Here is a 21,974-nt window from a genome sequence, read left to right on the forward strand (position 1 = left end):
AGGTCACTGCTTCGGCAGCGTCAGGATCTCCGCGCCGTCGTCGGTGATGGCGATGGTGTGCTCGCTGTGCGCGGTGCGGCAGCCGGTCGCGCTGCGCAGCGTCCACCCGTCGGCGTCGGTGACCAGCGTGGCGGTGTCCGCCATCACCCACGGCTCCAGCGCCAGGAGCAGTCCGGGACGCAGCGTGTAGCCGCGCCCGGGGCGCCCGGTGTTCGACACGTGCGGGTCCTGGTGCATCGTCGACCCGACGCCGTGGCCGCCGAACTCGGTGTTGACCGTGTATCCGGCTTCGGTGAGGACCGAGCCGATGGCGTACGAGAGGTCGCCGACGCGGGCGCCGGGGCGGGCCGCGGCGATCCCGGCCTGCAACGCCCGTTCGGTGGCGTCGATGAGCGCGACGCTCTCCGCGGGCCGGGAGTCACCGACGACGAAGCTGATCGCGGAGTCGGCCACCACCCCGCCCAGCGAGACGGCCAGGTCGAGGCTCAGCAGGTCGCCGTCGGCCAGCGTGTAGTCGTGCGGCAGCCCGTGCAGCACCGCGTCGTTGACCGAGGTGCAGATGTAGTGGCCGAACGGCCCGCGCCCGAACGACGGCTCGTAGTCGACGTAGCAGGACTGCGCCCCGGCCTCGGTGATCATGCGCTGCGCCTGCCTGTCGATGTCGAGCAGGTTCGTGCCCACGGTGGTGCGGCTGCGCAGCGTCCGCAGGATGTGGGCGACCAGGGCGCCGGTGTCCCGCGCCCGCCGTACGTCGGTGGGGCTCAGGATCTCGATCATGCAGGCGCCTTCCTCACGCGACCAATAAGTATCCCGGTCATGTTATCCCGGTATTAGAATCCTGGCATGGTCAGGTTGCCCCTCACCCCCGCCGAGGTCGAGCGCGGGCAGCGCCTCGGTGCGCTTCTGCGCCGCGCCCGGGGCGAGCGTTCGATGCTGCTCACCGCGCTCGACGCCGGTGTCTCCCCGGAGACGCTCCGGAAGATCGAGTCCGGCCGGGTCGCCACGCCGGCGTTCCCCACCATCGCCGCCATCGCCGACGTCCTCGGCCTCTCCCTCGACGAGGTGTGGGCCGAGATCAGCCGCTCCGACGCCGCGGTGCGTCTCGCGCCGTCCGAGCGGCGCCTGGCTTCGTAGGGCCACCCTGCCGACCCGGTGAGCATACTGAGTATGCTCCCCCGCATGCCACCCTCGCGTCGCGCCGTCGCGCTTGTCGTCCCCGTCGCCGGTTTCCTGCTCGGCTTCCTGGACTTCGTCTGGATCAAGTGGGTGCCGTTCCCGTTCGCCGAACTCGGCAACTCCACAGCCACCTGGGCGGTCGCCGCGTTCGCGCTGGGCTGGTGGATCCGGTCGGGCGCGGTGCGCGCCGCCGTGGCGGCCAGCGTCCTGCTGATCGTCGCGGTGCCCAGCTACTACCTGGCGGCGACGCTGCTCCAGGGCGACGACCTCGCCGTGATCTGGTCGCCCACCTCGATCGTCTGGATGGCGTTCGGCGTGGTGGCTGGCGTGGTGTTCGGCGTCGGCGGCATCTGGGCGCGGACCGACGGATGGCGGCGAATCGTGGGGACCGCCCTGCCGGTGGCCGTGTTCGTCGAGGAGGCGCTGCGGTTCGCGCTGAAGTCCGGGTCGTACCCCGGAGCGTGGTGGAACGTCGCGATCGACCTCGCGCTCGCCGCGCTGCTCGTGGTGCTGATCGGCCGGTCCGCCCGGGTGCGGCTGCTGGCCGCCGCGGTGGCGTTGCCGGTGGCCGCGCTCGGCGCTGTCACGTTCGCCGCCGTCGCGGGCTGACCCGCCGCGTCGGCCGGCGAACCACCGGTCCTGGCCGGCGCGGGCGGGCGGCAGGGCCACCGCGCCGGCCGAGAGGCTGCGGACCACCGGCGACCGGGATCGGCGACAATGGCCCGGGAACGGCGTGGTCCGGACGAAGGGGGAGGAAACGGATGATCCGACGGCAGGTGCTCGCGGCGACGATGCTCACGGCGACGGCTCTGGTGGCCGGCTGCACCACGGACCGGCCCGAAGCCGCACCGGCGACCAGCGCCCCGGCCGCATCCACCGCCCCGGCCACGCCGAGCGCCACAACGAACGCCTCGCCGGTGCCCGCGCCGCCGGAACTGGCGGCCCTGGAGCGGCGCTCCGGCGCCCGGATCGGCGTCTACGCCCTCGACACCGGCACCGGCCGCACCCTCGCGCACCGGGCCGACGAGCGGTTCGCGTACGCCTCCACGTGCAAGGCGCTCGCGGCGGGCGCGATGCTGGCCGCCACGTCGGACGCCGACCGGGACCGGGTGGTCCGCTACCGGCGCGCGGACCTGGTGGCGCACTCCCCGGTGACCGAGCGGCACGTGGAGACCGGGATGACGCTGCGGGACGCCGCCGAGGCGGCGGTGCGGTACAGCGACAACACCGCCGGCAACCTGCTGTTCGACGCGCTCGGCGGCCCGGCCGGTTTCGCGCGGGCGCTGCGGGACGTCGGCGACCAGGTGACCCGGCCCGCTCGTACCGAGCCGGAACTCAACGCGGCCACGCCCGGCGACGAGCGCGACACCAGCACGCCCCGCGCGCTGGCCGGCTCGCTGCGGGCGTACACGCTGGGTGAGACCCTGCCGCCCGCGGACCGCGACCTGCTGCTGGGCTGGATGCGGGCCAGCACCACCGGGAGCGGACTGGTCCGGGCCGGCGTTCCGGCCGGCTGGCAGGTGGCGGACAAGTCCGGCACCGGCGGGTACGGCACCCGCAACGACATCGCCGTGGTGTGGCCGCCGGACCGGGCGCCGATCGTGCTCGCAGTCATGTCCAGCCGGGACAGCCGCGACGCGGAGCCCGACGACGCGCTGGTGGCCCAGGCCGCGCGGGCGGCCGTGACGGCGCTGCGCTGACGCGGGGCACCGCGCCGGCCCGGCTCAGGGGATCGGCCACTCGTGCACGGGCCGGTTGCTGTGCATCAGGTCGACGTAGTGGCGGACCACCTCGCGCAGCGCCGCCGGCCGGTCCATGTGGTCGGCCGACTCCAGCCGGTGCAGCGTCTCCACCTGCCACGTCGCGCCGTTGCGGCCGGTCAGGCAGCGCTGCTCGACGATGCCGAGCAGCCGGTCCCGCTCCGCCGGGTCCAGGCCCCACCGGTCCAGCCCGTGGTGGGCCATCGGCAGCAACCGGCGCAGCACCAGCTCGGTCACCGGCAGGTAGCCCAGCCCAGGCCAGTACACCTGGGCGTCGATGCCGTGCCGGGCGCAGGCGTTGAAGTTCTCCTCGGCCGCGCTGAACGACATCTGCGACCACAACGGGCGGTCGGACTCGGCGAGCGCCCGTACCAGGCCGAAGTAGAACGCGCCGTTGGCGACGGTGTCCACCACCGTCGGCCCGGCCGGTAGCACCCGGTTCTCCACCCGCAGGTGCGGCCGGCCCTTGAGCACGTCGTAGACCGGCCGGTTCCACCGGTAGATGGTGCCGTTGTGCAACCGCAGCTCGGCCAGCTTCGGCACGCCGCCGCTGTGCAGCGTGGCCGCCGGGTCCTCCGGGTCGCAGACCGGCAGCAGCGCCGGGAAGTAGCGGACGTTCTCCTCGAACAGGTCGAACACCGACGTGATCCAGCGTTCGCCGAACCACACCCGCGGGCGTACGCCCTGGGCCTTGATCTCCTCCGCCCGGGTGTCGGTGGCCTGCTGGAACAGCGGCACCCGGGTCTCGCGCCACAGCTCCCGGCCGAAGAACAGCGGGGAGTTCGCGCCCAGCGCCACCTGGATGCCGGCGACCGCCTGTGCCGCGTTCCAGTAGTCGGCGAACTGCGCCGGGCTGACCTGGAGGTGGAACTGGGTGCTGGTGCACGCCGCCTCCGGCGTGATGGTGTCGGCGGTGGTGGCCAGCCGCTCCACCCCGCTGATCGCGATCGGCAGGTCCTCGCCCCGGGCGGCGAAGATCTGCTCGTTGAGCAGCGCGTACCGGGGATTGGCCGACAGCGTCTCGGCGGTCAGGTGCTCCGGGCGCAGCGTCGGCAGGATCCCGATCATCACCATGTGCGCGCCGACCGTGCGGGCCTTGGACTCGGCGGCGTTCAGGCTGGCGCGGACGTGCTCCTCGAACGCCGCGGTGCCGGTGCCGGCGAGCCGCCGCGGTTCGACGTTGATCTCCACGTTGAACTGGCCCAGTTCGGTCTGGAACGCCGGGTCGGCGATCGCCTCCAGCACGTCGGCGTTGCGCATGGCCGGGTCGAAGCCGTCGTCGACCAGGTTCAGCTCGATCTCCAGGCCGGTCATCGGCCGCTCCACGTCGAACCGGGACTCGCGCAGCATCTCGGCGAACACGTCCAGGCACCGCCGGACCTTCTCGCGATAGCGGGCCCGGTCCTCCCGGCTGAAGGTACGCACGCCGACGTCCTCGCCCATGGTCACCACCCTGTCACCGTTGGTTCTCCCCAACCTCGCACGGAGTGGCGGGTCAGGAAAGGCCCGGAGGCCCTTTTCTGTACCCCGTGGCGGCTCCGGTGATCCCCGTCGCGGGGCAGCGGGTTCCGTCCGGGCGGCCCGGCCCGGGCGGCTAGCATGGCCGCCGACGGCGAAGGGGAGTGGCGGAATGCGCGACGGGTGGATCCGGGCGTTCGTGGTGGCGGCGTTCGCCGAGGCCTGCTCGTGGGCGGCGCTGCTGGCCGGCATGGCGGTCAAGTACGGCCCGCCCGGCGACGAGATCGGCGTGAAGATCTTCGGCCCGATCCACGGCGCGCTGTTCGTGGTCTACGGCCTGCTGGCGCTCGTGGTGGCCCGGCGGCGGCGCTGGACGCTCGTGCAGACCGGGCTGGCCCTGGCCAGCGCGGTGCCCCCGTTCGCCACCGTGCTGTTCGAGCGCTGGGCGAGCCGCCGGGGCCTGCTCGACGCGCCGGCTGTGGCGCAGCGGCCGCTCACCCCCGCGGGTCGCTGACCGCGGCGACGTCCTCGGCGAGGAATCCGGCCAGCACGTCGGTCAGCTCCCGCGGGGCCTCCTCGGCCATGTGGTGCCCGGACGGGATCGACGCGGTCCGCACGTCGTCGGCCCAGTCCCGCCAGATCGCGGCCGGGTCGCCGTAGAGGTCGACCATGTCGTCGCGCTCGGACCAGGCGAACAGCACCGGGCAGCCGATCCGCCGCCCGGCGGCCCGGTCGGCGTCGTCCGCCGCCCGGTCCGGCCCGAGCCCGGCCCGGTAGTCCTCGCACATGGCGTGCACCGTCGCCGGGTCGTGGATGGCGCGCCGGTAGTCGGCGTACGCCTGCTCGCCCATCTCCTCCGGTGATCCGCCGTACCAGGCGTCCGGATCGGCGTTGATCACCCGCTCGGCCGGCTTGGCGAGCTGACCGAGGAAGAACCAGTGCCACCAGCGGGCGGCGAACCGGGCGTCGCAGCGGGCCAGCGCCTCACCGATCGGCACCCCGTCCAGCACGCCGAGGCGGCTCACCCGGTCCGGATGGTCCAGGGCGGTCCGCATGGCCACGTACGCGCCGCGGTCGTGACCGATCACTGCGGCCCGGCGGTGGCCGAGCGCGTCGAGCAGCCCGACCACGTCGGCGGCCATCGCCCGCTTCGAGTAGACGGTGTGCTCCGGGTCGCTCGGCGGCTTCGACGAGCCGCCGTAGCCGCGCAGGTCCGGGCAGATCACCGTGTGCCGCGCGGCCAGCCGCGGCGCCACCCGGTGCCAGGTCGCATGGGTACGCGGGTGCCCGTGCAGCAGCACCACGGGTGGCCCGGAGCCGCCGTGGCGTACGCGCAGGCGGACCTCGCCGACGTCGATCTCGGTGAGCGTGAATCCGGCGAACATGGCCGCAGCGGTGCCCGCCTCCGGTGACGGGGAAACCTAGGTCAGGGCCGAGCAGGCGGCCACGCCGAACAGCAGCACGGCGCCCAGCATGGCCTGGAGCAGCAGCGCCGGACCCAGGTGGGACCAGAGCGTCGCGGTACGCGGGGTCAACAGTTGCCCGGTGGTCAGGTTGACGATCCGCTCGATCCGCGGCGGCAGGTCCTCGTCACGTTGCGCCCGCAGCGTGAGCTGGACGTGGTCGCCGGGGTGCAGCGCGCTCTGCGGCAGGTGGCCGTGCAGCTCGACCTCCACCAGCCGGCCGGCGGCGTCGCGTACCCGGACCGGGGTGACCAGGAACTCCGGCCCCTTCTTCAGCTCCTTGAAGCTGCGCCGGGCCCCGCCGCCGCCGCTGCTGAGCAACGCGCGCACCACCTTCAGCAGCAGCCCCACCACGCCCGCGGCGGTCAGCACCGCGACAAGCGCGGGCTGCCCGACCCGGACCTCCCGGGCGTAGCCCTCCATCAACCGGACGAGACGCCCGGTGACGACGCGTTCCGTCGGGTGGACGACGCGTCGGCTGTACAGCTCCGTGTCCATGTTCACCACCGAGAGTCCCGTTCCGTGCACAGATGGTATCGGCCCTTCGGGTTGAACGACGTGAATGAACGGTGGTCACGCCCCGGCCGCCGGCAGGTGACATCCGCCGGGGCGCGGGTATGCGTGCGGCCGAGCCGGAAAGGGGTCGAGCATGCAGCTGTCCTTCCTGCGCCCGCTCTACAACCGTCCCGGGCCCTGGTGCTCGGTGTACATGGACGCCTCCCGCGATACCCAGGACGCGCGACCGCAGGTCGACCTGCGCTGGCGGGCCCTCAAGGGCGACCTGCTGGGGCAGGGCGCCGACCCGGTCACCGTCGAGGCGGTGGAGGAGGTCGTCCGCCGGCACCAGCCGATGCCCGGCGACTACGGCATCGCCGTCTTCGCCACCCGGGGCCGCGTGGTGCTCACCGAGTACCTGTCCGCGCCGCCGCTGCGTGACCTGGCGAGCTGGTCGGCGCTGCCGCACACCATGCCGCTGGTCGCCCAGCGCGGCGAGCAGGTGGCCTGGGTACGGGTGCTGGCCGACCGTACCGGCGCGGACGCGATGGCGGTCAGCGCCGGTGGCGTGCCCCGGCGCGCCCAGGTGAAGGGCGGGCAGAGCCGCCAGCTGCGCCGGGTGCAGCCGGGCGGCTGGTCGCAGTCCCGCTACCAGCGCGCCGCCATGGAGGCGTGGCACCAGAACGCCGGTGACGCCGCCGCGGCCACCGCCGACCTGGCCGAGCGCGTCGGCGCGGACGTCGTCCTGGTGGCCGGGGACGTCCGGGCCACCGGCATGATCGCCGCCCAGCTCCCCGAGCGCTGGCAGGACGTGCTGGTCCGCACCGACGCGGGCGCCCGCGACGTGGGCGCCGACGACACGCTGATGGACGACATCATGGTGCAGACCGTCGCCGAGGTCGCCGACCGGCGGATCGCCGCCGCGCTGGACCGCTTCGGCGTCCAGGAGGACGTCGGCGCCGGACTCGACGCCGTGGTCTCCGCGCTGCAACGCAACCAGGTCGACACGATGCTCATCGTGGACGACCCGTCGGCCGACGGCGAGTTGTGGGTGGGCCCCGAGCCGACCGAGATCGCCACCGACCCGGGGCAGCTGGCCGGCATGTCGGTGGCCGACCCCCAGCGGGTACGCGCCGACGCGGCGCTGCTGCGCGCGCTGATCGGCACCGACGCGGACCTGACGGTGCTCGCGCCCGAGGAGGCGCCGGAGCTGACCGACGGGGTCGGCGCGGTGCTGCGCTACGTCGACGCGAGCACGCCGGGGCGGGGTAATGGCTGAGCGCATCGTCGCCGACCTGGTGGTCGAACGCCTGCGGGCCTGGCGGGTGCCGCGGGTGTTCGGCTGTCCGGGCGCGGCGATCGCCCCGCTCGTGGGCGCGCTCGACGACGCGGGCGGGGACCCGGCGTTCGTCCCCGCCCGGCACGAGGAGACCGCCTCGTACATGGCCACCGGGCACGCGAAGTTCACCGGCGGCGTCGGGGTGTGCCTGGCGACCCAGGGCCCGAGCGCGGTGCACCTGCTCAACGGGCTCTACGACGCCAAGCTCGACAGCAAGCCGGTGGTCGCGATCATCGGCGAGGACGTCACCGGCCCACTCGGTGGCGCGCACGAGGAGATCGGGCTGAGCCGGCTGTTCGGCGACGTGTGCAACCAGTTCGTCCGCTACGGCCGCCGGCCCGAGCAGGTGCCGGCACTGCTGGACCAGGCGTTCCGTACCGCCGCGGCGACCCGCAGCCCGACCTGCGTGGTGCTGCCGCGCGCGTTGCAGGTCACCGCCGTACCGGACCTGCTGCCGCAGACCGCCGGGGTGGTCACCGCGACGCCCGGCGAGCCGCTGGCCCGGGTGCTGCCGCACGACGCCGACCTGGACGCCGCCGCCTCGCTGCTCGGCAACGGGCGGCGGGTGGCGGTGCTCGTCGGCCAGGGCGCGCACGGCGCGGCCGAGGAGATCGTCGCACTCGCTGACCGGCTCGGCGCGGGCGTGGCCACGTCGCTGCTGGGCAAGCCGGTGCTCGACGAGCGGCTGCCGTTCCACACCGGCGTGCTCGGCGAGGTCGGCACCACCGCCGCCGCGCAGCTCATGGGCTCCTGCGACACGCTGTTGATGATCGGCACCAACGATCCGTGGACCGACTGGTTCCCGATGCCGGGCCAGGTACGCACCATCCAGATCGACATCGACGGCCGGCGCATCGGCACCCGCTACCCGGTGGACGTGCCACTGGTCGGCGACGCCGCCGAGACGCTGCGGGCGCTGCTGACCCGGGTGCCGGAGAATCCCCACCGCGAGTGGCGCGGCATGGTGGAGAAGATGGTGGACCGGTGGCGCGTGGCCGCCGCCGAGCGCGCCGCCACGCCCGCCGATCCGGTCGACCCGCGGCTCGTGCTCCGTGAGCTGTCCACCCGGCTGCCCCGGCACGCCGGCGTCGCCGTCGACGTCGGCTCGGTCGTCTACTGGTACGCCCGGCACCTGGAGCTGCCGCCGGGTGTGCAGGCGCGGCTGTGCGGCACGCTCGGCTCGATGGGCTGCGCCCTGCCGTACGCGGTCGCCGCCAAGCTGGCCCGCCCGGACGAGCCGGTGTTCGCGCTGCTCGGCGACGGCGCGATGCAGCTCAACGGCCTGGCCGAGCTGATCACTGTGGCGCACCACTGGACGGCCTGGCGCGATCCCCGGCTGATCGTGCTGGTGCTGAACAACAGGGACCGGTCCGGCGTCGGCGGCGGCCGGTCACCCGGGGAGCGGGGGCCCGAGGTGCCGTACGCCGGGTGGGCCCGCCTGCTCGGGCTGCACGGCGTCCGGGTGGACCGGCCGGACCTGGTCGGACCCGCATGGGACGAGGTGCTGGCGGCCGACCGGCCCGCCGTCCTGGAGGCGGTGGTGGACCCGGCCGTGCCGCTGGACGCGCCCGAACCGGCGCTGGCCGACCTGCGCGGCCTGGTGGCCGACGGGGACGCCGCCCGCCGGGTGCGGGAGCGGGTGATCCAGACCGAGGCCATCGCGGCGGACGAAGTCGTTTAGCGGCATCCGGGCGGGGCACTGCGACCGGGCGCAACCGTCCCGGGAGGTCACATGTCCGTCGCCGCCGACAGTCGTTACGGCCCCGCTCCGCTGCCCGCGGCGCGCGGGCCCGTCTCCGCCGCGCTGCTGACCGCGCTGCGCGCGGCGCCGGGCGAGCTGCCGGCCGGGCTGGGCACGCACCTGGACGCGGTCGCCGCGCCGCTGACCGACGAGGATCTCCAGCTCACCCTGTTCCTCTGCTATGAGCTGCACTACCGGGGCTGGTCGGGCGTCGACGAGGCGTGGGAGTGGGAGCCGTCGCTGCTGGCGCTGCGCGCCCACGCCGAGCGGCCGTTCGAGGCGGCGCTGCGCGAGCTGGCCGGTCCGCAGCCGGCGGTGCTGCCGGCCGGCGTGCCGGGTGCGCTGGCCGACCTGGTGGCCGCCGACGACGGACCGCCGCTGGCAGCCACGCTGCAACGCCGGGCCGACCTGAACCAGTTCCGCGAGTTCGTGACGCACCGCTCGATCTACCACCTGCGCGAGGCCGACCCGCACAGCTGGGCGCTGCCCCGGCTCGGCGGCCCGGCGAAGGCGGCGCTCGTGGAGATCCAGACCGACGAGTACGGCAACGGCCGGCTGCACCTGATGCACGCCGAGCTGTTCCGCACCACGATGGACCGGCTCGGCCTGGACACCGGCTACGCCGCCCATCTGGACCGGGTGCCGGCGGTGACGCTGGCGACGAACAACCTGATGTCGCTGTTCGGCCTGCACCGGCGGCTGCGCGGGGCGCTGCTCGGGCACCTGGCCGCGTACGAGATGACCTCGTCGCTGCCGAATCGCCGCTACGGCAACGGACTGCGCCGGCTCGGCTTCGACGAGGTCGCCACGCGCTTCTACGACGAGCACGTCGAGGCCGACGCCGTACACGAGCAGATCGCCGCGTACGACATGTGCGGCGGGCTGGTCCGGGCCGAGCCGGCGCTCGCGTCCGACGTGCTGTTCGGGGCCGCCGCCGCGCTGGCACTGGACGCCCTCTTCGCCGCACACCTGCTCACCGCCTGGTCGACGGGCGAGTCGTCCCTGCGCCCACCCCAGCACGCCCTCGCCGCAGCCTGACCCCGCTATTCGCTCGCGATCTTGTAGTTCGGGCCCACTGCGTGCCCGGTTCGGGAGGTTTGCCGGGCACCGAAGTGCAAGATCGACGAGGTGGGGGTCAGGACTCGCGGTCGCTGCCGGCCCGGAAACCGGCGACCTTGTGCGTGCCGTCGCAGAACGGCTTGATCGCGCTCTTTCCGCATCGGCACAGCGCGACGGTGCCCCGGCGCGTATCGATCGGCGTGCCCTCGGGCGTGACCAGCGCGAAGTCGCCGCGTACCAGCAGTGGTCCGTCCCGGTACGGGGTGATGGTCGCCGCCGGGGTGCTCTCGTCGTCGGGCATGCGCGGTGCAGTGCCCGTCCCGGTCCGGCCCAAACCCGCACCCGAGCGCTGTTGCGCCCGCGACGGCGGGCACGCGGCGCGACGGCGTACCTGGGTGTCGCGGGCGGTGCGGTTACCGGGCGGGCCTTGGTCCTCACCCGTGGGGAGATGCCCCGTTTAGACCCCAGAGGGACGGGAAGCCGGGCCGCGTGGTGAGCGAACGAGTCGAACGGACGCCGGTCAGCGGCGCAGGGCTGCCCGCGGAGCGGGTGGTGGCGGCCGGCAGCGCCGCCCGGGTCCTGGTCGCCGTGACCGCCCGGGCGCTGCGCGGCGACGACTGCGGCGACCTCGGCCACCCGGGTGCGCTGTCCCGCCTCACCGGCGCGCCCGAGCCGGTACGCCGCGCCGCCGCCGTCCGGGCCGCCGGGCGGGCGGCGCTCACCGCCGGCCAGATCGCCGAGGTGGACGCCGAGCGGGTGGCCGGGTGGTTCGCCGGGCAGTACCCGGACCGGCGCTGGCCCGGCGTGGTGCTCGGCTCGCCGCACGGCGCCGCCGCCCACCTCGCGGTGGCCCTGGGTGTGCCCTGGCTCCCTGCCGGGTTCGAGCTGGCCGGGCAGTGGACCCGGGGGGCGGTGGACCGCCCGGACGCCGCGTACGCGCACGGAGCCACGCTGGCCGCCCGGCTGCTCGACGCCAACCCGCGCGTGCACGTACGCCAGGTGCACTGCCCGGCCAGCCGGGGCGCGGCAGCCGGCGCGGCGGTGACGTTCGCGGTGCGCTGGCGCACGCTGCCGAAGGCGTACGCGCGCTTCCTGGCCGACCGGCTGGAACCGGCCGCGCCGGTGCTGCTGCTGCACGACGCCCGCACGTGGCCGGTACGCGACTGCGGCGACGGGCACAGCTTCCAGGCCGGCTGCCCGGGCGGCGGCCTGGACCCGGTCGACTTCCACCCGGACGCCCGGGCGCTGGGCCAGGTGCTGCGCGCGGCCGGCGGTGACGAGACGCGCTGGACCGCGCCGGAGGTCTCGGCGGCGGGCGCGTTCGCCGAACACGGCGTGGAGTCCGGTTTCGAGCACGACGCCCGCTCCTTCGGCGACCGGCACGGGCATCCGCTGCACCTGGTGATCGTGCCGCAGCCGGACGCGCTGAGCGCGGTGACCGCCGACCTGTACCGGCGCTGGCTGCGGCGGGCCGGCAAGACCGGCAACCGGCTGGTGGTGGAGTGCGGCCGGCTGCTCGACCCGGCGCAGGTGCTGCGAGCCGGCCTGGTGCCCTACTGGTGCGAGAACGCCGCCGCGCGCCGGGTCGCGGGCGTCGAGTGGTGGCTGGCCGGCAGCGAGCCGTTCAGCTCGGTGGACGTGCTGCCCGAGCCGCCCGGCCTGCGCTCGCCCGCGTACGCGGGACTGCCCCAGTGGCTGGCGGTGGCCGGCTTCGGGCGCCGCCGGCGGGCCCTGGACCGAGGTGCCGCCCGCGGCTACCCGGTCGCCTCGGTACCCACCCGACGTGCCACGGAGGTGTTGCGCAACCAGCCCTGCGACCTGCCCGCGCCGCCGCCGCTGTGGATGGCCGAGGCCCTCACCGTGCTGCGTGACGCAGGCGCACACCAGGGCCTGCTGGTCCGCTGAACCGCCGCCGGGACCGGGCTGCCGGCCAACCTGGCGAAACTTCCTCGCGATCCTGCGGTCCGTGATTGAGTACCTACGGAGCGGGAAGACCGCTCGCCGCGAAACGGCCCACGACGCCGTGCGGCGGGCAGCCACCGCTTTCGACGTATCCGTCACGTAACCCAACTTCCTCACCCGGTGCGTGGTCCGACCACGCGCACGACCGGTTCCGACCGGGCGGGGGCTCTTCGGCGAGGGGGCGCGGATGTTCGGACAGACCACCACACCCACACCACCGACCACCGACCGGGGTCTGGAGGACCTGGACGCGGCGGCGCTCGCGTACGCGGCCCGGATCGAGGGCCTGCCACCGGAGCGGCGGCAGGAGGCGCGGGACGACCTGGTCCGGTTCGCGCTGCCGTTCGCCGGCCGGCTCGCCCGCCGCTACCGCGGGCGCGGTGAGCCGCTGGAGGACCTGGAGCAGGTGGCCCGTCTCGGCCTGGTCAACGCCGTCGACAGGTACGACCCGGAACGCGGTTCGTTCACCGCGTACGCGGCGATCACCATCGTCGGCGAGATCAAACGGCACTTCCGCGACCGCACCTGGGGCGTGCACGTGCCGCGCCGGCTGCGGGACCTGATCCTCGAGGTGGGACAGGCGACGGCGACGCTGACCAGCGAGCTGTCCCGCGCGCCCACAGTGGCCGAGTTGTCCGCCCGGCTGGAGACGCCGGAGGAGGAGATCCTCGCCGCGCTGGAGTCGGCCGCCGGCTACAGCCCGGCCTCGCTCAACGCGCCGGTGGGCGGCGAGAGCTCGGCCGAGTTCGGCGACCTCGTCGGCGAGTCCGACCACGCGCTGGAGTCGGTGGACGACCGGGTCACTGTCAGCGGCCTGCTGCACCGGCTGCCCTGGCGGGAGCGCCGCATCCTGGCGATGCGCTTCTACGGCAACCAGACCCAGGCGGAGATCGCCGCCCGGTTCGGCATCTCCCAGATGCACGTGTCCCGGCTGCTGTCGCGAGCGCTGACCTGGCTGCGTCAGGCGATGCTCGCCGACGCCCCGCCGCCCTGGCAGAACGGCGCGGCCGAGGCCGAACCGGCGAAGGCGCGGATCTCGGTGAGGCAGAACGGCGACCGGGTCGTCGTCGAGGTCGGCGGCGAGGTGGACCGGGCCGGCGCGGACCAGTTGCGCCGGGCGGTGCTCCAGGCGGTCACCGGGCAGCCCCGCGAGGTGGTGGTCGACCTGGTCGGCGCCGGTGGTTTCGACGCCGGCGGGATCGCCGCGCTGATGGCCGGCCGGGAGGCCGCCGCGCGTACCGGGGTGCCGCTGCGGCTGACCCGGGTGCAGCCGGCGGTGCGCCGCTCGCTGACCGCGGCCGGACTGCCGGCCGCCGACTGACCGACCAGCACGTGCCGCGCCGGCTTCCCACCACGGGAGCCGGCGCGAGGCGTACGACGAGAGGGCCGGCGCCCGACGGCGCCGGCCCTCGTCCGGTGTCTCAGTTCTCCGGGGTGTCCCCGTGCCCGCGCGGGTGCCGCCACCTGTCGTTGCGCTGGTCGTCGCGCTCGGCGTTGAGCGCGCTGCCCTCCGGCTCGTCGGTCTCCTCGAAGCTGGGCCGGCGCACCTCCTCCGGCTCCGGCACCTCCACCGGGCGCGCCCCGGACTGCGGAGCGGGCTGGTAGTCCACCGCCTCGGGCGCGCCGTACGCGCCGCCGGCCGACGGCGACTCCGGCACGCGCCGCTCGTGGTGCATCTCCTCGCGGAACGACTGCGGCGGCTTGGTGGTGCGCTGCGGCAGGTCGCGGCCCAGGTCGGAGACGAGCGGGCCGTACTTGAGGTCGAACGCCGGCCGCTCGGAGCGGATGCGCGGCATCCGGTCGAAGTTGCGCAGCGGCGGCGGGCAGGTCGTGGCCCACTCCAGCGAGTTGCCGAAACCCCACGGGTCGTCCACTGTGACCATCGCGCCGTACCGCCACGACTTCCAGATGTTCCAGATCACGAACAGGGTGGACGCGCCGAGGATGAAGGAGCCGATGCTGGAGATCGTGTTCAGCGTGGTGAAGCCGTCGCCGGGCAGGTAGTCGGCGTACCGGCGGGGCATGCCCTCGTTGCCGAGCCAGTGCTGCACCAGGAACGTGGCGTGGAAGCCGATGAACATGGTCCAGAAGTGCATCTTGCCCAGCCGCTCGTCGAGCAGCCGCCCGGTCATCTTCGGGAACCAGAAGTAGAGCCCGCCGAACGCGGCGAACACGATGGTCCCGAACATCACGTAGTGGAAGTGCGCCACCACGAAGTAGCTGTCGGTGACGTGCCAGTCCACCGGCGGGCTGGCCAGCAGCACCCCGGTCAGGCCGCCCAGCAGGAACGTCACCAGGAAGCCGACGGCGAACAGCATCGGCGTCTCGAACGTGATCTGTCCCTTCCACATGGTGCCGATCCAGTTGAAGAACTTCACTCCGGTCGGCACCGCGATCAGGAAGCTCAGGATGCTGAAGAACGGCAGCAGCACCTGCCCGGTGGCGAACATGTGGTGCGCCCAGACGGTCATCGACAGCACCGTGATGGCGATGGTGGCCAGCACCAGGCCGGTGTAGCCGAAGATCGGCTTGCGGGAGAACACCGGGATGATCTCGGTGATGATGCCGAAGAACGGCAGCGCGATGATGTAGACCTCGGGATGGCCGAAGAACCAGAACAGGTGCTGCCAGAGCATCGGCCCGCCGGTCGTCGAGTCGTACACGTGCGAGTGCAGCAGCCGGTCCGAGGCCAGCGCCAGCAGCGCGGCGGCCAGCAGCGGGAACACGAAGATCACCAGGACGCTGGTGAGCAGCGCGTTCCAGGTGAAGATCGGCATCCGGAACATGGTCATGCCCGGCGCGCGCAGCGTCACGATCGTGGTGATCAGGTTGACCGCGCCGAGGATCGTGCCCAGACCGGACACGGCCAGGCCGACCACCCACATGTTCGCCCCGACGCCGGGGGAGTGCTGCGCGGTGCTCAGCGGTGTGTACGCGGTCCAGCCGAAGTCCGCCGCGCCGGCCGGGGTGGCGAACCCGCCCACGACCATGAGCGCGCCCAGGAAGTAGAGCCAGTACGCGAACGCGTTCAGCCGGGGGAACGCCACGTCGGCGGCGCCGATCTGCAGCGGCACCAGGTAGTTGGCGAACCCGAAGAACAGCGGGGTGGCGAACAGCAGCAGCATCACCGTGCCGTGCATGGTGAACATCTGGTTGTACTGCTCGGGGGAGACGACCTGCATCCCCGGCCGGGCCAGCTCCACCCGGATGATCAACGCCAGGATCCCGCCGACGATGAAGTACCCGAACGACGTGATCAGGTAGAGCAGGCCGATCTGCTTGGCGTCGGTGGTCCGCAGCAACCGCCACAGCGCGTTGCCCTTCACCGCCTCCCGTACGGGCCCGGGGTAGCCCCCGAACCGGGCCGGCGCGAGGATCGCGGGCCCTCGGTCTCGTGCCGGTTCCGTGACTACCCGCTTGGGCATGGCATCTCACCCCGTGTGACGACAGACAGGACGGGCGGGCGTACCCGGCCCTCTGCCCATGTAACCAGGCGAGAGCGGAGAATTCGGTCAATTAGCCGGGAGCATGGCCCAGACGACCTTGCCGGCGCCGACCGGAGTGCTGCCCCAGCGCTGGGTCAGCTCGCGGACCAGCATCAGCCCGCGGCCGCCCTCGGCACGCGGATCGCGGCTGCTCGCGGCGCGGGCGTCGGCCGGGCTGCCGTCCATCACCGCGACCCGCAGGTACGGCCGGCGCAGCGTCAGCGTCACGTGCATCGGGGTGCCGGCGTGCCGTACCACGTTGCCGACCAGCTCGGTGAGCACCAGCGACGCCGGGCCGGCCAGCTCCGGCACGTTCCACCTGCCGCACGCCTCCGTGACCAGCTCCCGGGCCCGCCGGCAGGCGCCGGCGACCGGCTCCAGCCGGGCCCGCAGCCGGGGCGCCGCCTCCGCGCCGGCCAGCGCCGTCGCCTCGGCGCAGTCCCGGCGCACCGGCACCACCCGGCAGGCGGTGGTCTCGTTCAGCCAGGCCGCCGTCTCGGCGCAGGGAGCGGCGAGCACCATCGGCACCGCCGGCCAGTCGGCGGCGCGCCGCGCGGCGGCGGCGAAGACGGACAGGGCCAGCGGCTCGCCGACCTCGATCTCCTCCAGGTCGACCACCAGGGCGTCCGGCTGCGCGGCGAGGCAGTTGTCGAGCACCTCGTGCACCGCGCGCATCGTGCCCAGGTCGAGCGCTCCGGCCAGCCGTACGACAGTGACCGGCGACTCGTCGCGGACCTCGCACCTGATCCGGGTCACCATCGCCGCCTCGTTTCCTTCTCGTCGGGGAGGGCCGCCCGGCCGGGGCGATCGCCGCCTCCCGCAGCCGGAGGACTACGGACGTACCCGGGCCCCGGACCGGTGAAACCGGGCATCGGGGCCGCCGGGGCGCAGGTCAGCGGCGGTCCCCGCGCCGCGCCGCGACCAGCCCCAGCGCCAGCATGGCGGCGCCCAGCAGCAGGTGCAGCCACGAGTCGGCGCGGTTGACCGCGAGCGCGTTCGCCGCGTCGCGTCTGTCGACCGCCAGACCGAAGAGCCACAGCGCCAGGTAGACCGCACCGGCGCCGACCAGGAACGTGCGGGCGCCGGCGACGGTACGGGCCAGCGCCAGCCCGGCCAGGCCGAGTACCAGGTGCACCAGGTTGTGCACCGCCGAGACCTGGAACACACCGAACAGCCGGGCGCCGGAGCCCGGCCCGGCGAAGCGCAGATCCGCGTAGTCGCTGGTGATGCCCGGCACGAAGCCCAGCGCGCCGAGCAGCAGCAGGAGCACGGCGAACCCCGAGGCGATCCGGCGTACCGGCGCCCGCCCGTCGGCCGGGTTGCGCCGTGCCCGGGAGTGCGCCATCGAGTTCGTCACGCCGGCCTCCTCGCAACCGCGGGAAGCGCCGGTTTCCCGCGCCCGGCGGGGGCAAACGCCGGCCCGGCCGCGCGGGGCAGCCGGGCCGGTGCGGCTCAGGCCGGCTGCAGCGGCTTCGTCACGCCCGCCCGGACCCGGTCGTACAGCTCGACGTACTGCTGTGCCATCCGGGCCGGGGTGAACCGCCGGGCCGCCTCCCGCCGGCACTCGGCCGGCTCCAGCCCGGCGGCGGCGAGCACCAGGTCACCCAGCTCACGCTCGTCGTCGGTGAGCAGGCCGGTGCGGCCGTGCTCGATCAGCTCCGGCAGGCAGCCCCGGGCGGTGGCCACCACCGGCGTGCCGAGCGACAGCGACTCGACCACAGCCGTACCGCCCGGCTCCTCCCAGCGCAGCGGGAACAGCGACGCCCGCGCCGAGGCGACCAGGTCGTCGCGCTCCCGCCCGGCGACAGTGCCGACCCAGCGCACCCGGTCGCCGTCGACGTACGGCGCCACCTGGTCGTAGAAGAAACGCACGTCCGGGTTCTGCCGGGCCTCGTCGCCGGCCGCGGCCAGATCCTCCGGCCGGTGGTACGGGCCGACCGGCCCGGCCAGAACCAGCCGGAAGCCGGTCTCCTGCGCCAGCCGGGCGCCCAGGTCCTGCCCCTTGCCCGGGTTGATCCGGCCGAGGATCACCACGTGGTCGCCCTTGGCCACCGGCGCGTGCCGGTCCGCGTCGACCGCGAGCGGGGTGGAGAGGTGCACGTGCCCCACCGAGTGCGCGCGCAGCGCCTCCGGAGCGCGCGCCAGCTGCGACGCGGATACGCCGTTGACCCGTACCCGGTCGCCGCCGTCGAGGTTGCCGTACAGCTCCGGGTGCTTGGCCAGGTCCCAGTGCAGCGTGTGCAGCACCGGCGGGGCGTCCGGGCCCATCGCGGCGAGCGTGGCCAGCCCGACCGCCTCCACGTGGTCGTGCACCAGGTCGATGTCGTCGCGGGCGTGCAGCGCCCGCACCACCTCGGACAGGTGCGCCTGGGAGACGCCGCAGACCTGGTTGTACGGCCGCTGCAACGCGTGGAACTGGCCGTCCGGGAAGACCGCGATCCGCTCGTCGACCGGTAGCGTGCTGCTCTCCACCGAGGCGAGCACCACCCGTACGCCCAGGCGGCGCAGCTCCGGCACCAGCGTGGCGATCACGTTCTCGATGCCGCCGTAGCCCGGCGGAGGCACGGACAGCCACGGCCCGGCGTTCATCAGCACGGTGAGCGTCATGCGCTGTCCTCTCTCAGGGTTTCCCCACTCACGCGGCCGCCACCCGGCGGCGGGGAAGGCGGTGCCGCATCTGCGCCAGCGGCGGGCGTTCCTGCACCGACACGTCGTTGACCACGATCTCGCGGTCCAGGTTGGGCAGCGTCTCCGAGCCGCCCCGGCGGAACTGGGTCAGCAGGGCGGTCGGCGCCACCCCCGGCGCCGCCCACCCGCGTCGTTGCAGCCGCGACCAGGCGGTCAGCATGATCTGCGCGGACATCCGGCCCAGCGCGGCGGTGTCCTGGTGCCGGTGCTTGCGCTCACCCAGGTCGACCTGGGCCAGCGCGTCCAGCCCGACCATCTCCAGCAGGTCGATCAGCATGGCCGTCTCGACGCCGTACCCGGTGACGAACGGCACCCGCTCCAGCACCTCGCGGCGGCCGGCGTACTCGCCCGCGAGCGGTTGCACGAAACCGGCCAGCTCCGGCCAGAACAGGTTCAGCAGCGGCCGGGCCATCAGCTCCGTCACCCGCCCGCCGCCGTCGGGCTCCACACTCGTCGCACCGACCAGCGGCCGGTGGTAGAAGCCCTTCACGAACTCCACGCCCGGATCCGTCAGCAGCGGCCCGAGCAGCCCGGTCACGAAGTGCGGCCGGAACTCGCGCAGGTCGGCGTCGACGAACGCGACCACGTCCCCCTCGGCCGCGGCCAGCCCGGCCCAGAGCGCGTCGCCCTTGCCGGTCAGGCGGGGCAGCCCGCGCGTCATCGCGTCCTGGCTGACCACCTCGGCGCCGGCGGCGCGCGCCACCTGCGCGGTCCGGTCGGTGGACCGGGAGTCCACCACGATCAGCTCGTCGACGAGCGGCACACGGTCCATCAGGTGTTCCCGGACGGTCGACACGATCGCGCCGACCGTCGCCTCCTCGTTGCGGGCCGGCAGCACCACGCTGACCCGGCTCGCGCCCTTGGCGCGTACCAGTCGCCGCGCCGGCCAGTCGTCGGCGGTGCTGGTGCGGTACGTGGCCCACGCCTCCACCACAGGTGAGACGGTCGAATCTGATTCCCGCACGGGCACCCCCCATTAGTGGTGGAATCGCGAATCATGGTTTTCCCAATCCCGCATCCGCGCTAACCGGATCTTGCCTAACAACCTGATCACCAGGTGCGTACCGGGCGGTTCCGGGCGGATGAACGTTGCGTTGCGCCCCCCGGCGGCGTTTCGCGGGCGGCCGCCGGGGGGAGTGGTGACCGCAGTCTTCCAGTCGTGGCGAGAGGGTTGGTCGGATGCGTACCTGCCGGGTGGGACTAGTCGGAGCCGGTGGGGTGGCGCAACGCCACGCCCGGGTGCTCACGGGCTTCGAGGACGTGGAGCTGCTCGGTGTGACGGACGTCGCGCCGGACGCGGCGGGGGCGCTCGCCGGCACGTACGGCGGCCGGGTGTTCCGCGACGTGGACGAGCTGCTCGCGGCCGGGCCGGACGCGGTGTACGTCTGCGTGCCGCCGTTCGCGCACGGCCCGGTCGAGGAGGCGGTGGTCGCAGCCGGGGTGCCGATGTTCGTGGAGAAGCCGGTGGCGCTGGACCTGGAGACCGCCGAGCGGGTCGCCGCGCTGGTGCAGCAGCGCGGCCTGCTCACCGGCGTCGGGCACCACTGGCGTTACCTGCACGTCGTGGAGGAGGCGCGGCGGCTGCTCGCCGGCCGTCCGGTGCGGATGGTCAACGGTGCCTGGCTGGACAAGGTGCCGCCGGTGGCCTGGTGGGCCCGGCGGGACCGCTCCGGCGGCCCGGTGGTGGAGCAGGCCGCGCACGTACTGGACCTGGTCCGGCTGCTGGCCGGTGAGGCGGTCGAGGTGACCGCGTACGGCGACGGCACCCCGCCGCCGGTCGACGGCGCCGACATCGATTCGGTGACCGCCGCCACGCTGCGGTTCGGCTCCGGCGCGGTCGGCACGCTCGCCGCGTCCTGCGTGCTCGGCTGGAAGCACCGGGCCGGCGTGGAGATCCTCGCCGACGGGCTGGCGCTGTGGCTGGCCGAGGACGGCCTGACCGTGCGTGACGCCGACGGCGAGCGGCACGTTCCCGCCGACCCGGACGGCGCGCGGGTAGCAGTCGACCGGGCCTTCGTCGACGCCGTCTGCGGCCTCGGCGACGACGTCCGGGTGCCGTACGCGGAAGCGCTGCGCACCCACCGGCTCGCGCTGGCGGTGGCCGAGTCGGCGCGTACCGGACGGCCGGTGGCGTTGCCGACCGGGCCGGCGTCCCGACTGTCCGCGCCCGTCGCGGACGCGGGGGTGAGCGTCGATGCGTGACCGGGTGGTGGTGGTCGGTGGTCCCGGCCGGGTCGAGCTGGCCGAACTGGACGCGCCGGAGCTGCGCGAGGGCACGTTCCGGGTGGAGACGCTCTACAGCGGCGTCTCGGCCGGCACCGAGCTGAGCTTCGTCAAGGGCACCAACCCCTACCTGCACGTCACCTGGGACGCCGCGCTCGGGCTGTTCCGGCCCGGCGGGGCGAGCACGCCGTACCCGGTGACCCGGCTCGGCTACATGCAGGTCGGGCGCGTGGTGGAGAGCCGGACCCCGGCCGTCGCGGTGGGCGAGGTCGGCGCCATGACGTACGGCCACCGCAGCGGCTGGGTCGCCGACCCGCTCACCGAGCGGTTCGTGCCGCTGCCCGACGACCTTGATCCGCTGCTCGGCGTGTACGTCGCGCACATGGGCCCGATCTGCGCCAACGGGCTGCTGCACGCCGCGGCCGACCTGTGCGGCGCCGACGTGCGCACGCTCGGCGACGGCGTACGCGGCCGCCGGGTGGCCGTGGTGGGTGGCGGCGTGGTGGCGCTGCTGACCGCCCTGTTCGCCCGCAGGCACGGTGCCGCCTCGGTGGTCGTGGTCGACCCGACGCCGGCCCGGCGGCAGGTCGCCGAGGCGCTCGGCCTGGACACGCTCGACCCGGACGCGGACGACCCGGCGGTGGTGCTCAAGACGCGGTGGAACCACGCCGCCGGGGACCGGGGCGCCGACGTGGTCTTCCAGTGCCGAGGTCAGGACTGGGCGTTGCAGCTCGCGCTGCGCCTGCTGCGCCCGCAGGGCACCGTGGTCGACCTGGCGTTCTACCAGGGCGGCGCGGACGCGGTCCGGCTCGGTGAGGAGTTCCACCACAACGGGCTGTCGCTGCGCTGCGCGCAGATCGGCCGGGTGCCGCGCGGGCTGGCCCCCACTTGGGACCGGGAGCGGCTGTCGGCGGAGACGGTGGAGCTGCTGCGCCAGTACGGGGACGTGATCCGTAAGCACCTGATCTCCGCAGTGGTCCCCCTGGACGAGGCTCCCGCCCTGCTGACCGACCTGGCCGACCGCCGCCGCACCGAGCTCCAGGTGGTCCTCACCCCCTGACCGGAGGCGTCGGGTCGGCCGGGAGGCAGACTCGACGTTCGGTAGCCGCGGGCGAGTGAGCACTC

General features: G+C 74.2%; 21 protein-coding genes. 11 read left to right on the plus strand and 10 right to left on the minus strand.

Annotation, left to right across the window (positions count from 1 at the left end; genetic code table 11):
* Nucleotides 1-3: 3 nt before the first annotated feature.
* Nucleotides 4-777: a type I methionyl aminopeptidase gene (gene map / locus ABD52_RS15155; protein ID WP_047892239.1), complete on the minus strand. Its 774-nt coding sequence runs from the start codon at nt 775-777 to the stop codon at nt 4-6.
* Nucleotides 778-843: 66 nt separating this feature from the next.
* Between map and ABD52_RS15160 the strand changes: the two genes are divergently transcribed.
* The 3 genes from ABD52_RS15160 (at nt 844) to bla (ending at nt 2,876) form a co-directional block, all read left to right on the plus strand.
* Nucleotides 844-1,134, plus strand: a complete 291-nt coding sequence (locus ABD52_RS15160; protein ID WP_013286017.1) for a helix-turn-helix domain-containing protein — start codon at nt 844-846, stop codon at nt 1,132-1,134.
* Nucleotides 1,135-1,179: 45 nt separating this feature from the next.
* A complete protein-coding gene (locus ABD52_RS15165) occupies nt 1,180-1,785 on the plus strand; it encodes a DUF6518 family protein (RefSeq protein ID WP_232236776.1) in 606 nt (201 codons plus the stop codon).
* Between the two features lie 152 nt (nt 1,786-1,937).
* Nucleotides 1,938-2,876 carry a class A beta-lactamase gene (gene bla, locus ABD52_RS15170; RefSeq protein ID WP_047892240.1) on the plus strand — a complete coding sequence of 313 codons (939 nt, stop codon included), beginning with the start codon at nt 1,938-1,940 and terminating at the stop codon, nt 2,874-2,876.
* Between the two features lie 24 nt (nt 2,877-2,900).
* On the opposite strand, the gene ABD52_RS15175 is transcribed toward bla, so the two are convergent.
* On the minus strand, nt 2,901-4,379 hold the full coding sequence (locus tag ABD52_RS15175) for a glutamate--cysteine ligase (protein ID WP_013477011.1): 1,479 nt from the start codon (nt 4,377-4,379) through the stop codon (nt 2,901-2,903).
* 187 nt (nt 4,380-4,566) lie between these two features.
* On the opposite strand from ABD52_RS15175, the gene ABD52_RS15180 reads away from it, so the two are divergent.
* Nucleotides 4,567-4,908: a DUF3817 domain-containing protein gene (locus ABD52_RS15180; protein WP_013286021.1), complete on the plus strand. Its 342-nt coding sequence runs from the start codon at nt 4,567-4,569 to the stop codon at nt 4,906-4,908.
* On the opposite strand, the gene ABD52_RS15185 is transcribed toward ABD52_RS15180, so the two are convergent.
* Both ABD52_RS15185 and ABD52_RS15190 read right to left on the minus strand, forming a co-directional pair.
* A complete protein-coding gene (locus ABD52_RS15185) occupies nt 4,889-5,779 on the minus strand; it encodes an alpha/beta fold hydrolase (RefSeq protein ID WP_013286022.1) in 891 nt (296 codons plus the stop codon). The genes ABD52_RS15180 and ABD52_RS15185 overlap by 20 nt on opposite strands.
* A 36-nt stretch (nt 5,780-5,815) precedes the next feature.
* Nucleotides 5,816-6,364 (minus strand): hypothetical protein, encoded by a 549-nt coding sequence (locus tag ABD52_RS15190; protein ID WP_030274294.1) that lies wholly within the window; start codon nt 6,362-6,364, stop codon nt 5,816-5,818.
* 142 nt (nt 6,365-6,506) lie between these two features.
* Here ABD52_RS15190 and ABD52_RS15195 point away from each other — a divergent pair, with 142 nt between their 5' ends.
* Genes ABD52_RS15195 through ABD52_RS15205 form a run of 3 tightly spaced genes read left to right on the plus strand, consistent with a single transcriptional unit; the run spans nt 6,507 to nt 10,470 of the window.
* Entirely contained in the window at nt 6,507-7,631 is a 1,125-nt protein-coding gene (locus tag ABD52_RS15195) for a Vms1/Ankzf1 family peptidyl-tRNA hydrolase (protein ID WP_013286024.1), read from the plus strand.
* Nucleotides 7,624-9,372: a thiamine pyrophosphate-binding protein gene (locus ABD52_RS15200; RefSeq protein ID WP_047892241.1), complete on the plus strand. Its 1,749-nt coding sequence runs from the start codon at nt 7,624-7,626 to the stop codon at nt 9,370-9,372. Before ABD52_RS15195 ends, ABD52_RS15200 begins: the two co-directional genes overlap by 8 nt.
* Before the next feature lie 51 nt (nt 9,373-9,423).
* Nucleotides 9,424-10,470: an iron-containing redox enzyme family protein gene (locus tag ABD52_RS15205; protein WP_047892242.1), complete on the plus strand. Its 1,047-nt coding sequence runs from the start codon at nt 9,424-9,426 to the stop codon at nt 10,468-10,470.
* A gap of 97 nt (nt 10,471-10,567) precedes the next feature.
* Here ABD52_RS15205 and ABD52_RS15210 read toward each other — a convergent pair whose 3' ends face one another.
* The gene (locus ABD52_RS15210; protein ID WP_030274287.1) at nt 10,568-10,792 is read right to left on the minus strand and encodes a CDGSH iron-sulfur domain-containing protein; all 225 of its coding nucleotides are present in this window, start codon (nt 10,790-10,792) and stop codon (nt 10,568-10,570) included.
* Nucleotides 10,793-10,980: 188 nt separating this feature from the next.
* On the opposite strand from ABD52_RS15210, the gene ABD52_RS15215 reads away from it, so the two are divergent.
* Together ABD52_RS15215 and ABD52_RS15220 are read left to right on the plus strand one after the other, a co-directional pair.
* Nucleotides 10,981-12,396: a hypothetical protein gene (locus ABD52_RS15215; RefSeq protein ID WP_047892243.1), complete on the plus strand. Its 1,416-nt coding sequence runs from the start codon at nt 10,981-10,983 to the stop codon at nt 12,394-12,396.
* Between the two features lie 244 nt (nt 12,397-12,640).
* A complete protein-coding gene (locus tag ABD52_RS15220) occupies nt 12,641-13,774 on the plus strand; it encodes a SigB/SigF/SigG family RNA polymerase sigma factor (RefSeq protein WP_013286029.1) in 1,134 nt (377 codons plus the stop codon).
* Nucleotides 13,775-13,874: 100 nt separating this feature from the next.
* On the opposite strand, the gene ctaD is transcribed toward ABD52_RS15220, so the two are convergent.
* From ctaD to ABD52_RS15245, 5 genes are all read right to left on the minus strand, one after another.
* Nucleotides 13,875-15,878, minus strand: coding sequence for a cytochrome c oxidase subunit I (gene ctaD / locus ABD52_RS15225; RefSeq protein ID WP_047892244.1), 2,004 nt, complete (start codon nt 15,876-15,878; stop codon nt 13,875-13,877).
* 87 nt (nt 15,879-15,965) lie between these two features.
* Nucleotides 15,966-16,697, minus strand: a complete 732-nt coding sequence (locus ABD52_RS15230; protein WP_013286031.1) for an ATP-binding protein — start codon at nt 16,695-16,697, stop codon at nt 15,966-15,968.
* 133 nt (nt 16,698-16,830) lie between these two features.
* A complete protein-coding gene (locus ABD52_RS15235; protein WP_047892248.1) occupies nt 16,831-17,283 on the minus strand; it encodes a DUF4383 domain-containing protein in 453 nt (150 codons plus the stop codon).
* Between the two features lie 107 nt (nt 17,284-17,390).
* Nucleotides 17,391-18,545, minus strand: a complete 1,155-nt coding sequence (locus ABD52_RS15240) for a glycosyltransferase (RefSeq protein ID WP_047892245.1) — start codon at nt 18,543-18,545, stop codon at nt 17,391-17,393.
* Nucleotides 18,546-18,573: 28 nt separating this feature from the next.
* Entirely contained in the window at nt 18,574-19,557 is a 984-nt protein-coding gene (locus ABD52_RS15245; RefSeq protein WP_225319619.1) for a glucosyl-3-phosphoglycerate synthase, read from the minus strand.
* Nucleotides 19,558-19,805: 248 nt separating this feature from the next.
* Here ABD52_RS15245 and ABD52_RS15250 point away from each other — a divergent pair, with 248 nt between their 5' ends.
* Together ABD52_RS15250 and ABD52_RS15255 are read left to right on the plus strand one after the other, a co-directional pair.
* Nucleotides 19,806-20,828, plus strand: a complete 1,023-nt coding sequence (locus ABD52_RS15250) for a Gfo/Idh/MocA family protein (protein ID WP_047892246.1) — start codon at nt 19,806-19,808, stop codon at nt 20,826-20,828.
* Nucleotides 20,821-21,909 carry a zinc-binding alcohol dehydrogenase gene (locus ABD52_RS15255; protein ID WP_013286036.1) on the plus strand — a complete coding sequence of 363 codons (1,089 nt, stop codon included), beginning with the start codon at nt 20,821-20,823 and terminating at the stop codon, nt 21,907-21,909. Before ABD52_RS15250 ends, ABD52_RS15255 begins: the two co-directional genes overlap by 8 nt.
* The last annotated feature ends 65 nt before the right edge of the window (nt 21,910-21,974 follow it).

The organism is Micromonospora sp. RV43 (assembly GCF_001029515.1).
Classification (GTDB): domain Bacteria; phylum Actinomycetota; class Actinomycetes; order Mycobacteriales; family Micromonosporaceae; genus Micromonospora; species Micromonospora aurantiaca.